Origin of the sequence: Marinobacter sp. F4218 (assembly GCF_019443085.1) — a bacterium.
Classification (GTDB): Bacteria; Pseudomonadota; Gammaproteobacteria; order Pseudomonadales; family Oleiphilaceae; genus Marinobacter; species Marinobacter albus.
In genome coordinates, this window is record NZ_JAHZIL010000003.1 from 1,119,319 (window position 1) to 1,134,344 (window position 15,026).

11 protein-coding genes are annotated in these 15,026 nt (G+C 55.6%); all 11 read left to right on the forward strand.

Annotated elements, in window-relative coordinates; all coding sequences use genetic code 11:
• Positions 1 to 59: 59 nt before the first annotated feature.
• The 11 genes from K0B93_RS09160 to K0B93_RS09210 all read left to right on the forward strand — a co-directional run bounded on the left by K0B93_RS09160 (position 60) and on the right by K0B93_RS09210 (position 14,665).
• Positions 60 to 1,307, forward strand: a complete 1,248-nt coding sequence (locus K0B93_RS09160) for a tyrosine-type recombinase/integrase (protein ID WP_219866918.1) — start codon at positions 60 to 62, stop codon at positions 1,305 to 1,307.
• Positions 1,308 to 1,388: 81 nt separating this feature from the next.
• Positions 1,389 to 2,477 (forward strand): hypothetical protein, encoded by a 1,089-nt coding sequence (locus tag K0B93_RS09165; RefSeq protein ID WP_219866919.1) that lies wholly within the window; start codon positions 1,389 to 1,391, stop codon positions 2,475 to 2,477.
• Between the two features lie 200 nt (positions 2,478 to 2,677).
• Positions 2,678 to 2,854 (forward strand): helix-turn-helix transcriptional regulator, encoded by a 177-nt coding sequence (locus K0B93_RS09170; protein WP_416383206.1) that lies wholly within the window; start codon positions 2,678 to 2,680, stop codon positions 2,852 to 2,854.
• Positions 2,851 to 3,876 (forward strand): toprim domain-containing protein, encoded by a 1,026-nt coding sequence (locus K0B93_RS09175; RefSeq protein ID WP_219866921.1) that lies wholly within the window; start codon positions 2,851 to 2,853, stop codon positions 3,874 to 3,876. Before K0B93_RS09170 ends, K0B93_RS09175 begins: the two co-directional genes overlap by 4 nt.
• Positions 3,873 to 5,774 carry a DUF927 domain-containing protein gene (locus K0B93_RS09180; RefSeq protein WP_219866922.1) on the forward strand — a complete coding sequence of 634 codons (1,902 nt, stop codon included), beginning with the start codon at positions 3,873 to 3,875 and terminating at the stop codon, positions 5,772 to 5,774. Before K0B93_RS09175 ends, K0B93_RS09180 begins: the two co-directional genes overlap by 4 nt.
• Positions 5,775 to 6,025: 251 nt before the next feature.
• On the forward strand, positions 6,026 to 6,355 hold the full coding sequence (locus K0B93_RS09185; RefSeq protein ID WP_219866923.1) for a hypothetical protein: 330 nt from the start codon (positions 6,026 to 6,028) through the stop codon (positions 6,353 to 6,355).
• 164 nt (positions 6,356 to 6,519) lie between these two features.
• Complete coding sequence (locus K0B93_RS09190; protein ID WP_219866924.1) at positions 6,520 to 8,235, forward strand: type I restriction-modification system subunit M; 1,716 nt, start codon at positions 6,520 to 6,522, stop codon at positions 8,233 to 8,235.
• On the forward strand, positions 8,225 to 9,622 hold the full coding sequence (locus K0B93_RS09195; RefSeq protein ID WP_219866925.1) for a restriction endonuclease subunit S: 1,398 nt from the start codon (positions 8,225 to 8,227) through the stop codon (positions 9,620 to 9,622). The genes K0B93_RS09190 and K0B93_RS09195 overlap by 11 nt, the downstream gene beginning before the upstream one ends.
• On the forward strand, positions 9,615 to 10,778 hold the full coding sequence (locus K0B93_RS09200; protein WP_219866926.1) for a DUF4268 domain-containing protein: 1,164 nt from the start codon (positions 9,615 to 9,617) through the stop codon (positions 10,776 to 10,778). The genes K0B93_RS09195 and K0B93_RS09200 overlap by 8 nt, the downstream gene beginning before the upstream one ends.
• 71 nt (positions 10,779 to 10,849) lie before the next feature.
• Entirely contained in the window at positions 10,850 to 14,005 is a 3,156-nt protein-coding gene (locus tag K0B93_RS09205; RefSeq protein ID WP_219866927.1) for a type I restriction endonuclease subunit R, read from the forward strand.
• Positions 14,006 to 14,665 (forward strand): hypothetical protein, encoded by a 660-nt coding sequence (locus K0B93_RS09210; protein ID WP_219866928.1) that lies wholly within the window; start codon positions 14,006 to 14,008, stop codon positions 14,663 to 14,665.
• Positions 14,666 to 15,026: the final 361 nt, after the last annotated feature.

A 15,026-nucleotide genomic window follows, 5' to 3' on the forward strand; every position in this document is an offset into this window, starting at 1 on the left:
CTTTGGGGATCAGGGAATCAGATACCCCCAAGCCACACCTCCAGCGTGGAGATTGGGCCGTGGGCAGAACCGTGAACAAGCTGACCGAAAACACCGTCAAGCACGCTCGCTTCGACAAGTATGGCAAACGGACCAAGTTGGCCGATGGCGGCGGATTGTACCTGGATGTTCAGCAGGCCGGTCGGTATTGGCGGATGAAATACCGCTTTGGCGGCAAAGAGAAATTGCTGGCGTTGGGCGTATACCCGGACGTCCCCCTGAAGCAGGCCCGCACCAGACGTGATGAGGCCAAGCGCCTGTTGGCGGAAGGGATCGACCCAATTACCTTCCGAAACACCAACCGAAGACAGCGAGTCGAGGCCGCGGCCAACACCTTCAAAACCGTGGCGCTGGAATGGCTGGAGCACGTGCACAAGAAATCGGTCGGCGAGTCTACATCCGGCAGAAACGAACGTCGCCTGGAGATGTACGCCTACCCCAAGCTGGGCCGCGTACCGGTATCCGAGATTGAGCCACCCGACGTCCTAACGGTCCTGCGGGACATCGAAAAGACGGGGCACCTGGACAGCGCCCACCGGGTGAAGACCCTCATCGGCCAAGTGTTTCGCTACGCCGTCAGCACAGGTCGGGCCAAGCGCGACGTCACCGCCGACCTTCGTGGCATCCTCCCCCCGCCGAAGCCGAAGCATCACGCCGCCATCGTCACCCCCGAGGAAATAGCCAAGCTCTTAATCCTGTTCGACAGCTACTGGGGCACGCCGACGGTGTACCTGGCCCTGAAAATTTCGCCCTACGTGTTTCTGCGCCCCGGCGATCTTCGCACCATGCGCTGGGACGAGATTGATTGGGAAGACGCCATATGGGCACGAGAAAAAACGAAAAACGGCGAAGCCTTCATCGTCCCCCTGGCCCGTCAGGTCATTGAACTGCTACGACAGCTCCAGCAGATCAACGGCAGGTCCGAATGGGTGTTTCCGAACGGCCATAGCCGGAAGCGACCCATGAGTGACAATGCCGTGAACTCCGCGCTGAAACGCTTGGAGCAGCGCGACGTCATGACCCCGCACGGGTTTCGTGCAATGGCCAGAACCGTGCTGGCCGAACGCCTGGGATTCAAAACTGAAATCATCGAAATGCAGCTGGCTCATCGCGTAAGAGACGTTCACGGCAGAGCCTATAACCGCACCACGTGGCTGCCGGAACGCCGGACCATGATGCAGTCCTGGGCCGACTACCTTGATGATCTGAAAAAGCAAGATGAGAACGCATCAGCAACTTACCAAGCGCCCAGGCCCGAAACAATTTAGACCGGCCCCGTACCGGCCCACACGGCAACGGTCATCCTACCCGACTGACCTCAATCCTTTTACGCTGCAGTAGGAGATGCAATGTCACCCAAGCTTTGGAAACTAAAAGAGAGTTTAGCCCTGGAGGAAGCAGCCAAGTGCCTGTCCATACTGCTCAACGAAGAGGTCACAACCAGAGACCTTCTGGAGCTTTCATTGAAGGGCCTCCTCATCCTGTCGATGAAGCTTGAGAACAGGTGTCTTGCCTTCGTTGGGGTTAAACGCCCATTACATGACGCGACGCTTCTAAAAATACGAGCACCAGCGACGGGATCTGACCCCGAATTGGAAGAAATGCAGGGCAGTGAAAAACAGGCCTTCCTCACAGCCTTTACGGAGAGAGTGCAGCAAATTGATCACGCGACCGACGATACCGCCGAACAAACTGCTTTCATCTTAAACCAAGTGGCGCGTCAGACGGCGGGCAATGCGCCGATCGACTACACGGTCGGATTTAAAGAAGACGTCCTGCCGGGCTACAGCGGGGTTCTGGAGTATGAATCCGCCCCCCCTCGACGCATCAGCGGCCTGTGGGATCTTTCTATGCTGGGCACGGAGCGTATAGAAATAAAGAACATGCTCCTAGGCGACGGCACTGTCTTTTTTCCTTCAGTGCGATGCTACGGGATCATGCTCAAACAGCCATCAACCAATCAATGGGCCCATCTGTGCAAGCCATGTGAAGGCCCATCAACCTCAGATGGAACGTATGCTCTTTTCAGCGTTCCTGCCGATGCAGAACCGGACGACACCAGGTACTTGCCAAATATACACCTCCCGGAACGTGAGCAACTGGTCATTCGTCGTGAAGAACTTCAACGCTTTGCCGATTCATTGAGCGAACCAGAAACTACTGAGGATGAACCCGCCAACCAGCTGAAAACCCTACCCAGTGATTTCCGCGCACTTTACGACAGCTTGGCGGAACTACCCTATTTTGACCTGGCAGGTCTCGCTTGGCGGAAATTCTGGAGGGGCCGGCGCCTCAACGATGGCCATCAATACCCATCAAACGCCGAAGTGTCACTCTGGCTCGTGGAGCACCCCGTGGGTCCCTCAAAAAACTTAGCCGACGCCATCGCAACAATGATCCGTCCCGATTGGGCCCCTTCAGGCCGCAGGCCCAATTGAGCTGAAGAATGCTTTAACCATTTCGGGCCAGTAATCACGGGGCTTTTGGCCGACCTTTCACATTTTGACTTAAACCATTCAGCTATTTCCGACTCTTCGGTCATCAGAGGATTAACCCCCACCTAACGGGAACAAAGGGGTAATCCTAAATGACCGGACTTTCGCAATCTCCAGAAACCACCCAGTCACACATCGACCGCATGCTTCGCCGACCTGAAGTCGAGTCCATTACCGGCCGAAGTCGCAGTGCAATCTATGAAGGTATAGCCAATGGAACATTCCCTAGGCCAGTAAGAATCGGAGCCCGAGCCGTAGCGTGGCCGGAGTCGGTCATCCGTCAATGGATTGCAGACCGCATGGAAGGGGGGCAGGCATGAAAAAAGCGCCTGCCACCGAAGCAGCAAAGCGCCAAGCCCAGCGCCAGCATACCAAAGCTCAGTCCTACGAACACAGAGGAGATCATAAGTGCCACAGCACACTCGACAGCTACGCTGAACGGATTGAAGACATCCGCACGACCTTACTGGCGGCAGGGATAGAACTCGCCCACCCTGACGCCCTCGGGTCATACTTGAGCAGCGCAAAGGATCGGGTGTTCCGCTTCGCCACAGCCGGTAAACCTCACCACAGAAACGGCTGGATAATCGCCTACCATGATCGTGGCCTGCCATTTGTTTTGCTGGCGGGTGACTGGAGCACCGGAGCCGAAACAAAGTGGGTCGCCGGTACCGCAGACAGCCTAAGCCAAGCTGAGCAACGAAAACTTCAACGGCGGCTGAAGGAAGCTCGCCAGGCGAGAGAGTCAGAACGGGCCTGCCAATGGGAGCGCACAGCCGCCGCAGCTGCCCGTATCTGGCACTCCTGTACCCCGGCTGAGCCCAACCACCCCTACCTATTGGGCAAAAATATAAAGCCTTTCAGCGCCCGCGAGCAGGCCGGAAACCTCGTGCTACTGCTGACCGATTTCACCGGTAAGGCGTGGAGCCTTCAAACCATCGACGCGGCTGGTAACAAGCGCCTTATGGCCGGCGGACAGAAAACCGGACATTTCATTGTGGTGAGCGGCCCGTACTACCCAACCCGCGTTTTGATATGCGAAGGCTTTTCGACTGGCTGCACCTTGGCGGAACTTGACCCAACCGCCCTGGTACTGGCCGCCATAGATTGCTTCAACCTCAAAACAGTAGCCACCGGTGCCCGTAACCGCTGGCCTAATGCCGACCTGATTGTTTGCGGAGACGATGATCGCCTGACATTAGGCAACCCAGGCGCGACAGCCGCTCGGGCGGCAGCGCTGGCAGCCAGAGCCAGGCTTGCACTACCTGAGTGGCCACCAAATGCTCCGCTTGATCTTTCCGATTTCAACGACCTGCAAAACTGGATGAGGGGGCGGCAATGAAACAGGACGCGCATGATGCCCAGCGAACAGAGGGAACAGAGGGAACAACCCATAAAAATTCCGACTCCAGCGTTCTCCCGTCCAGCCAGACAGGGAGAACTGAGGGAACGAGCAGCTCACCTGTAGATGCCCAGCCGCCCCCCCGATATTTCGAAGAGCAGCAACCCGAGCAACTTACAGAGCTCGACATCAGTCGCCCATCTTTCGAGAACCACCTCAACGAGTTCATCCTCAACGGAACGCATTTCAAGCCTGGACTCTATTGGCATGGCAAAACCACTTCCAGGGGGAACAATGAAGCAGAGCCGGTGGATACGTGGATAAGTACCCCACTTGAAGCGGTGGCAGAAACCCGGGACGAGATCGGTCGCGGCTACGGGTTGATGCTTCGCTTTTGGGACTCACAAGGTGGGGTTAAAGAATGGGCTGCACCGCTGCACATGCTAAAAGGAAGCGGCGAAGAACTTCGCGGCGAACTGCTAGACAACGGCGCCAGGATCAACCCGAAGGCACAACGACTGCTCTGTGAATGGATGATGGAGCAGTACCCGCCCACTCGGGTCATCGCGGCGACTCGAACCGGCTGGAACCGTGACAACACAGCTTTTGTACTGCCAGGCCGGACCATCGGGGAAGACAGCTACCGCTTCCAGTCTGAACACGCCGCCCACGATGCCTACCTGGAGCGGGGCACCTTGGAAGGCTGGCGGGAAAACGTGAGCGTACTCTGCAAAGACAACCCTCTGCTGATCCTGGCGGTGTCTTGCGCATTATCTGCGCCACTGCTGAAGGTGGTTGCCCAGAAGGAGACCGGAGGCGCGGGACTGCACCTTGTAGGCGATTCATCAAAGGGCAAAACAACGGCACTTCAAGTCGCTGCCAGCGTTTGGGGGAGCCCGGGCTATGTAATGACGTGGCGTGGAACCGGCAATGGCCTCGAAGCCACTGCCGCCGCCCGCAACGACACGCTGCTGCCCCTGGACGAAATTAGTGAGAGCAACCCTAACGAAATCGGGAAGATGGTGTATGCCCTGGCGAATGGCCAGGGAAAACAGCGCGCTCAACGAACTGGTGGGGCCAGAGAGTCACAGCACTGGCGAATTATGCTCCTATCCAGCGGAGAGCGGACTCTGAACGCGCACATGGGTGAAGCCAACCAAAAAGTGAAGGCCGGCCAAGGGGCTCGGCTACTGGACATTCCGGCCACCTCTCGCCAATACGGCTTATTCGACCACCTGCACAACCACGAATCGCCCCGTGCGCTGGCGGACTACTTAAAGCAGGCCGCGAACCAGAATCACGGACATACGGGCCCTGCCTTTGTGGCGGAGCTGCTTGACGATACGAGGGACTTGAAGGACCAGTATGCTCAGCTCATGAAGGCCGAGGAGTTCACTGGTCGCGATGGTCTTGAGTCGCGGGCCGCGGCCACCTTTGCCCTGATTGCCATGGCCGGGGAGTTGGCCACTCACTATGGGCTGACAGGCTGGGTATCCGGGGATGCTATCTCGGTCTCCTTGGAAATGTTCGAAACCTGGCGAGAAAACCGAGGATCGAGCCAGAACGAAGACGAACAGATACTCGCCGGCATACGAGAGTTTATCGCCAAACACGGCAGCGCCCGCTTCGTGCCAAAAGACACACCAGAGGTGGGCCAAGTCATGAGAGACAGGGCCGGATTCCGCGTCGACCAAGCTCTAGGGCGGGTCTACCTATTCTTCAGTCATGCATTGAAAGAGGCCGCCAGCGGCTTCGATCTCAAAAGGATTCTGGCCGCGCTCGAGCGCGCCGGGTGGATCGTTGACCACGACACCGGGAAGAAATCGAAAAAAACCCGCATAGGGAATGACACCGTTGGCCTGTACTGGGTTAGACCAAAAGCGGGGGCGGACGAATGAGTATTACCAGCCTCCTCCTTACCCTGGGCATAAGGAATGGTTCCCCTGTTCCCTGGACAAAAACGGCAGAGGGAACGAAAAATACTGTTACAGAACAATCATGTTCCCTACGTTCACTATGTTCCCGGAAAAAATTGGAGCGAATAAACCGGAAACCCGAGCCGCTCGATCCTGACACGGTTCTGTTGGACATAGCTCAAACTCTCCACGCCAGTCCCGCCTGCCTGGGCGCCCTTCTGGACACAGACGACATGGAAGCCATATCCCTCGGCGAGTACAGCCAAGCTGACCTGACAGCCTACTTCAAGCTTATGCGGTCAGACGGCAAACGTTTGACGGATGATCAACCTACGCCCACCAAGCCTCCAGATAGCCACCCTAAGCACGTCAAACGGATTCAGGCACGAAAACTCACTCATGATGCACTTATCAATCATCTGATGGCCTGTCAGCGATGTTATGCCCCGAGGTGCAGATATTGTCCAGAAGGACAGCGGTTGCGTCAGGATTATCACAGCGCTTACGAACAGTCTCTGGAAATTCAAAACCTAGCCGCTGGCTTGCCTTGGCCCAACAAGTGACGTAAAACAAACTCATCATGAGTGGTAGCAAGCAATACACTCCAGGTATTGCCCGAAGCACCTCGGAACAACTAAAGGCACGGACCGACACACCATATCGGACTGTGCCTTTATTCTTTAAGAGAGAAAAAAGCAGCAACGTCTCATACGGGAACGACCTACGAATGAACAACACGGAACAGCAATTCCTCAAAGCCCTGGACGACAAACTATGGAAAGCCGCTGACAAGCTGCGCGCGAATCTGGACGCCGCCAACTACAAGCATGTGGTGTTGGGCCTGATCTTCCTGAAGTACGTGTCCGATGCGTTCGAGGAACGCCAGGAAGAACTGCTGGAGCTTTTCAAAACTGACAGCGACGGCAACATCTACTACCTGCCCCGGGACGACTTCGACAGCGACGAAGAATACCAGCAAGCGCTGGCAGAAGAACTGGAAGTGCTGGATTACTACCGCGAAGCCAACGTGTTCTGGGTACCCAAACCCGCCCGCTGGAGCACCCTGAAAGAAAAGGCCGTGCTGCCAGTAGGCACCGTGCTCTGGCAAGACCATGCCGGTAACGACGTAAAGTTACGGTCCGTCTCTTGGCTGATCGACAACGCCCTGGAAGAGATCGAGAAGAACAACGCCAAGCTCAAGGGCATTCTTAACCGCATCAGCCAGTACCTACTGGAGAACGACAAGCTGCTGGGTCTGATCAACACCTTTTCGGACACCTCCTTCACCAAGCCTGTGTTCGACGGCGAGAAGCTGAGCCTGCACAGCAAGGACGTCCTCGGCCACGTGTACGAATACTTCCTGGGCCAGTTCGCCCTAGCCGAAGGCAAGCAGGGTGGCCAGTATTACACCCCAAAGAGCATCGTCACCCTGATCGTGGAAATGCTCGAACCTTACTCCGGCCGCGTCTACGACCCGGCCATGGGCTCCGGCGGTTTCTTCGTCTCCAGCGACAAGTTCATCGAAAAACACGCCAAAGAGCAGCACTACGACGCCAGCGAGCAGAAGAAGCACATCTCCGTATATGGCCAGGAGTCCAACCCCACCACCTGGCGTTTGGCCGCCATGAACATGGCCATCCGGGGCATCGACTTCAACTTTGGCAAGAAAAACGCCGACACTTTCTTGGACGATCAACACCCGGACCTGCGCGCCGACTTCGTGATGGCCAACCCGCCTTTCAACATGAAGGATTGGTGGAGCGAATCCCTGGCCGAAGACAGCCGTTGGAAATACGGCACCCCGCCCAAGGGCAACGCAAACTTCGCGTGGATGCAGCACATGCTCTACCACTTGGCGCCTACTGGCAGTATGGCCCTGCTGCTGGCCAATGGTTCCATGAGCTCCAACACCAACACCGAAGGCGACATACGAAAGCGCCTGGTGGAAGAAGACCTGGTGGAATGCATGGTCGCCCTGCCCGGCCAGCTGTTCACCAATACCCAGATTCCCGCCTGTATCTGGTTCCTGACCCGGGACAAAGCAAACGGCATGGTGCGCAACGAGAAGAAACGCGACCGCCGGGCCGAGTTCCTGTTCATCGATGCCCGCAACCTGGGCTTTATGCGGGATCGGGTACTGCGAGACTTTACCAATGAGGACATCGCCAGGATCGCCGATACCTTCCATGCCTGGCAGCGCGGGGAGAACTACCAGGATGTCGCCGGCTTCTGCAAATCTGCCAGCCTGGACGAGATCAAAAAGCATGATTTTGTCCTGACGCCGGGGCGCTACGTGGGTGCGCAGGAGCAAGAAGACGACGGAGAGCCGTTTGCTGAGAAGATGGCGCGATTGACTGGGCAGTTGCGGGAGCAGTTTGCTGAGAGTGACCGGTTGGAGGCAGAGATCAAGCGGAATCTTGAGGGGCTGGGTTATGCCTGCTAAATGGGTGGAATATTCTTTGGGGGATCTTTGCGCGGAGATCACGGTCGGCCACGTCGGCTCGATGACAAATGAGTATCGAGATAGCGGAATTCCGTTTTTTCGGTCCAAGAATATTCGTGAGTATCGTATTGATTGGGACGATGTTAAATACATATCCCAGAGCTTCCACGAAAAGCTCAAAAAATCTACGTTACGACCGGGAGACGTTGCTGTTGTTCGCACGGGGAAACCCGGCACAGCCTGCGTGATTCCCGATTATATCGATGAGGCCAACTGTTCAGACTTAGTCATAATGCGGGTTAACCCACAACTTCTGTCAGCCTATTTTCTGAGCTATTACCTCAACTCTGTTGCCAACCACCAGATCAATTCACAACTGGTAGGCGCAGTTCAACAGCACTTCAACGTTGGTGCCGCCAAGAAACTTTCAATAATCATTCCTGATCGAAATGAGCAGGAAAGGATAGTCAAGGTGGTTAAAGACCTCGATGACAAAATCCAGCTAAACCACCAAATCAACCAAACCCTCGAACAGATCGCCCAGGCCATCTTCAAAAGCTGGTTTGTCGATTTCGAGCCGGTCATAGCCAAGATCGCTGCACTGGAAGCCGGTGGCAGCGATGACGATGCCCTGCTTGCCGCGATGCAGGCCATTTCTGGCAAAGAAGAAGCCCAGCTAGCCCACCTCCATACTGAACAGCCCGAGTACTACACCGAACTCCGCGCCACCGCCGAGCTGTTTCCGTCGGCTATGCAGGATGGTGAGTCGGGAGAAATCCCGGAGGGGTGGAAACCATCAACAGTCGGCCAAGAATTTGATGTGACTATGGGCCAGTCTCCACCCGGCGATACCTATAACGAAGCAGGCGATGGAGCACCGTTTTTCCAGGGTCGCAGGGACTTCGGCGAAAGGTTCCCCAGTAATCGCGTGTACTGCACAGCGCCAAAACGATTGGCAAATGAAGCAGATACACTTCTGAGTGTACGGGCACCCGTTGGGGACACTAACGTAGCATTGACTGACTGCTGTATCGGGCGAGGGTTAGCCGCACTCCGGCATAAGTCGGGGTGTTCATCGTTCACCTACTATTCAGTTATTCAACTCGGCCACGAACTATCGTCATTTGATTCGGAAGGTACCGTGTTTGGTTCTATCAACCAGAAGAATTTGAAGGCCATTCCGGTTGTTGCCCCCACACGCGAAGCGTTATCAGCCTTCAAAAGAGCTGTGGGCGGGATAGATGAGCTTATCAGAGTGAATAGCGAGGAGGCGGAATCCCTGACGGCTGCCCGCGACACTCTTCTCCCAAAACTACTGTCCGGCGAACTCACCATCACAGATTCTGAGGATCAAATAACGGAGGCCAAGGAAGCAGCCGATGTTTAAGATCGACCCAACCTCCAACCGCATCAACCCTCTGGAGGTCAAGCGCTTCAGCGACCTGGGCTTCACCGAGCGCAAGCACCTGCAGGAATGGCTGGAGAACTACCCTCAGGCGTTGGCCCAGGGCGACGGCGAGGAGCTGCTGATCATCCAGAAGGAATTCGACGGCTTCGATGACACCCGCGAGCGGCTCGATCTGCTGGCCATCGACCAGGATGGCAACCTGGTCATCATCGAGAATAAACTCGATGACAGCGGCCGGGATGTGGTGTGGCAGGCCCTCAAGTACGCCAGCTACTGCGCCAACCTGAAGAAACAGCAGGTGGTGGAAATCTTCCAGCGATACCTAAACCAGAAGGCCCAGAACGAAGGTGCCGAGCCAGCCGATGCAGAAAGCGTGCTGCTCGAGTTCCTCCAGGCAGATGATCTGCAATCCATACAGCTCAACTCCCTGAAAAGCCAGCGCCTGATTCTGGTGGCCGCCCAATACCGCAAGGAAGTAACCAACACCGTGCTATGGCTGAGCCAGTTCGGCGTGAACTGCCAGTGTTTTAAGGTCACGCCCTACCAGACCGGTACCGAGCTGTTCCTGAACGTGGAACAGATCATCCCTACCCCTGAAGCCTCGGACTTTATGATCGGCATGATGGCGAAAGAAGCCGAGGAAAAAAGCGCGAGTAACGAGCAGAGGCAAAGCCACAGGCTGCGGCTAGAATTTTGGGAGCAGGCACTGGAGGCATTCAGCCAGAGCAGCTGCAACCTCTACAACAATGTCAGCCCCGGCAAAGATCACTGGCTATCCGCCGGTTCTGGCCTCTCGGGCATGGTGTTCAGTCTCATCTTCGGGAAGAACGAGGTACGCGTGGAATTTTCCATGCAACGCTCCCAGGCCGAGGCAAACAAGTTCGTGTTCGACCGCTTAGAGGCCAAAAAAGAGAAGATCGAAGCGGACTTTTGTAATGCATTGATATGGAAACGACTTTCCGACCAAAAAGCATGCCGGATTCAGTTCAACAAGCCTGTGGATGGCTACGACGAAGCCAACTGGCCAGAAATGATTGCGTGGCTGGTTGAGCACATGGCCCGGCTTGAAAAAGCCCTGAGCGGGCCATTGGAAAAGATCAAACATGAGCTTAAAACCGCGAACATCGTGAAATAACAGGCCGAGCAGGAAGGATAAAACAAAAACGGCTGGGCTTGAGCAGGTTACTCGGCGACAAGGACATAGCAATGACGGAAGATCAACTGGAACAACAATGCCTGGAGTGGTTCGTCGAAGGCGGATGGGAAATCGCCCACGGACCGGACTTGGCACCGGACGGCGAGGCCCCGGAGCGGGCCGATTACCGGCAGGTGTTGTTGCTGGCGGATCTTGAAGCGGCCATTCGCCTCATCAACCCGCACCTGCCCCAAAGCGCCGTTGAACAGGCCATGACGATGGTACGCAAACCGGAAAGCCTGGATGTGGTGATCAGCAACAGGGCTTTCCACCGCCTGTTGCTTGACGGGGTACCTGTTGAATACAAGCGCGACGACGAGGTAGTTCACGACCAAGCCTTTCTGCTGGATTTCAGCGACCTGACCGCCAACCGGTTCCGTGCGATCAACCAGTTTACGCTCGAAGGCTCCAAGCAACTGCGCCGACCGGATGTAATCTGCTTTATCAACGGCCTGCCACTGGCCGTGCTCGAACTCAAAAGCCCGGGCGCCGAGAACGTGAACATCTGGGATGCCTACAACCAGATCCAGACCTACAAAGACGAAGTGACCGACCTGTTCGCCTATAACGAGGCTGCCATTATCAGTGATGGCTATCTGGCCCGGGTGGGCTCTCTCACTGCCAGCGAGGAACGCTACATGCCTTGGCGCACCATCAAGCATGAGGACGACAAGCCCCTACTGGAATGGCAGCTGGAAACCCTGGTACGGGGCTTTTTCGACCGGGAGTTGTTCCTGGATTACATCCGTTACTTTGTAATCTTCGAGACGGATTCCGACAAGCTGATCAAAAAGATCGCCGGCTATCATCAGTTCCATGCGGTTCGGGAGGCAGTCAAAGCCACCGTGATAGCTTCACAGTATGTGGAGCAAACGGACGTAAACGGCAAGGTGGCCACATACGGCGATGAGGCGGTGCCAGGAAGCAAAAAAGCCGGGGTGGTCTGGCACACCCAGGGCTCCGGCAAAAGCATTTCAATGTGCTGCTACGCTGGCAAGCTGCTGCAACAGCCGGAGATGAACAACCCGACCCTGCTTGTGGTCACCGACCGGAACGACCTGGACGGCCAGCTATTTGCCACGTTCAGCGCCGCACAGGAGCTGCTGAAACAGGAACCTGTGCAGGCCGATGATCGAGATACTTTGCGCCGGCTTCTTTCTGAAAGGGAGTCCGGCGGAATAATATTCACCACGGTGCAGAAGTTCGCCCTGCTGAACGAAGAATCCGGCCACCCGGTTCTGAACGACCGCCACAACATCGTGGTAATTTCAGACGAAGCCCACCGCAGCCAGTACGGCCTGAAAGCCACTCTCAAAAAAGACGGCACCTACAAGTTTGGCTTCGCTCGCCACATGCGTGATGCCCTGCCCAATGCCTCGTTCATTGGCTTTACCGGCACGCCCATCGAGAGCGAGGACAAGGACACCCGGGCGGTATTCGGCGATTACGTCTCCATCTACGATATCCAGGATGCGGTAAACGACGGCGCGACCGTTCCGATTTTCTATGAATCCCGACTGGCCAAGCTGGACATCAACCAAGATTTGATCGAGGAACTGTCGGATCAGGTCGAAGAAGTGGTTGAAGACGAAGAAGACGTTGGCACCCGAGAAAAAACCAAGGGCGAATGGAGCCGGCTGGAGAAGCTGGTGGGCGCGGGCCCGCGTTTGAAACAGGTAGCAGAAGATCTGGTTAACCACTATGAAACCCGCTCCAGCACCATCAGCGGCAAGGCTATGATCGTGGCCATGAGCCGGGAAATTGCGGTGCACTTGTATAACGAAATTGTCGCGTTGCGCCCGGAGTGGCACAACGACGACCCCGACAAAGGCGCGATCAAGATTGTCATGACCGGTTCGGCCTCTGACCGGGCACTGCTGCAACCGCACATTTACAACAAGCAAACCAAGAAACGGTTCGAGAAGCGCTTCAAGGACACCGACGACCCGCTCAAATTGGTTATCGTGCGGGATATGTGGCTGACAGGGTTCGATGCGCCCTGCTGCCACACCATGTATGTGGACAAGCCCATGAAGGGCCACAATCTCATGCAGGCCATTGCCCGGGTAAACCGCGTGTTCAAGGATAAACCCGGTGGGCTGGTGGTGGATTACATCGGCATCGCCAACGAGCTTAAGCAAGCCTTGAAAACTTACACCGACGCCAAGGGCAAGGGCTCACCCACCCATAGCGCCGAGGAAGCCTACGCCATCCTGTTGGAGAAGCTGGATATCATTCACGGTATGTTTGCTCCCGGTAGGCAAGGCAAGGGCTTTGACTACAGTGGCTTCGAAAATGAGCCCCACAGACTTCTGGTGCCCACCGCGAACTACATTCTCGGCCTGGAAGACGGCAAGAAGCGCTTCCTGGATACCGTGCTGGCCATGAACAAAGCCTTCTCCCTGTGCGCCACGTTGGACGAAGCCCAGGCACTGCAGAAAGAAGTGGCGTTCCTGTCCCAGGTGAAAACCGCGATCACCAAGTTCACCAGCGTGGACAAAAAACTGACCCAGGAAGAAAAGAACACCGCCCTGAAGCAGATTCTGGACAACGCGCTGGTTGGCGGTGGCGTAACCGATGTTTTCGCAATGTGCGGCTTGGACAACCCCAACATCGGCCTGCTCTCTGACGAGTTTCTGGAAGACGTTCGGCAGATGCCCTACAAGAACTTCGCGGTGGAGCTTCTGGAGAAGCTACTGAAAGATGACATCAAGGCCAAGACACGCAACAACGTGGTACAGGAAAAGAGATACGCAGACCGCCTGCAGGAGACGCTGCGCAAGTACAACAACCGGGGCATTGAAACCGCACAGGTTATTGAAGAGCTGATCGCCATGGCAAAGCAGTTCCAGGCCGAGATAGAGCGGGACGCAGCCCTCGGCCTGACCCAGGACGAAGTGGCTTTCTACGATGCCTTGGCCAGCAACGAAAGCGCCGTAAGGGAGCTCGGTGACGAAATCCTGAAGAAAATTGCTGTGGAGATTACCAACAAGCTGCGCCAATCCACCACCGTGGATTGGCAGGTGCGCGAGAGCGTGCGGGCCAAGCTACGAATTCTGGTCCGGCGGACGTTGCAACGTTACAAGTACCCGCCGGATCAAGCGCCAGAGGCGATTGAGCTGGTCATGGAGCAGGCCGAGGCGTTATCCAATCACTGGACTGGATGAATGAAGTACCACACGGAAACATATGACAACAAACTGGATACGATCAGTATCTATCAGCGTTATCCATCACTCAAACCCTTTGTCGGCACGAACTATGGTCTCGGCACACCCAAAGTATTGCTGATAGCAGAAAGCCACTATCTCCCAAGGGAAAGCATCGTACACGGTGATGCAAATACGTGGTACTCAGGCACGGAGACTAACCTCAGCCCCAAAGAGCAAAAGTGGATATGCACCAGAGACATTCTCGACAAACCCCTGGGAGGCTGGAAAGAACCTGGACACGCCATCTATCGGCACCTTGAGTCAGCCCTACTCAAGGCAGGACTGCCAGCGCGCGACAGTGTTTTCCGTCAAGTGGCATTCGTGAACGCCTTCCAGAGGCCTGCGAAGCAAGGTGCATCGATCAAGATTACAAAGCAAGATTTCGATATTGCTGTGGCTACCATCAATGAGGTAATTGACGCGCTGCAGCCAGATCATGTTGTTTTTATATCAACAAAGGCGAGAAGAAGCGTCGGTAAGCGTCTAAGCCGTGATTTCGTCGGTGTTCATCACCCGGCCTGTCCATGGTGGAACCGGAAACAAAACGGAATAAGCAGTAAAGAACGATTTATCAATCTTCTCTCCGAATACTGGAAATCTGCAGGTGTGACCTGATGTCATAATGTCGGGGATTCTATCAAGCTCGCCTGGAGCAACTCGCAGGCAAATTCCTGAAAGAAAATAATGGTGCCGGCCAAACCTTTCTCTTTAGCAAGTTTGAGGATAATCTCCGCGACAATGTCACATGGAGGTTCGAAGATGAGGACAATGAATACCCCATGTATCAAGGAGTTAAATTCTTGCTGATGGACCCTCTAACCGCAGCACTGTATTGTCACCCAGACTCTGCTGGAGTCAACGTTCGGGGAACGCCTAAAACGAACCCGGGGTACTGATTTGGGTGCTATTCGAAAATAAATGGCTACTTAGCGGTGGCCAATTTTAGGTATCACTCACCGAGCCGCGATTCCTCAAT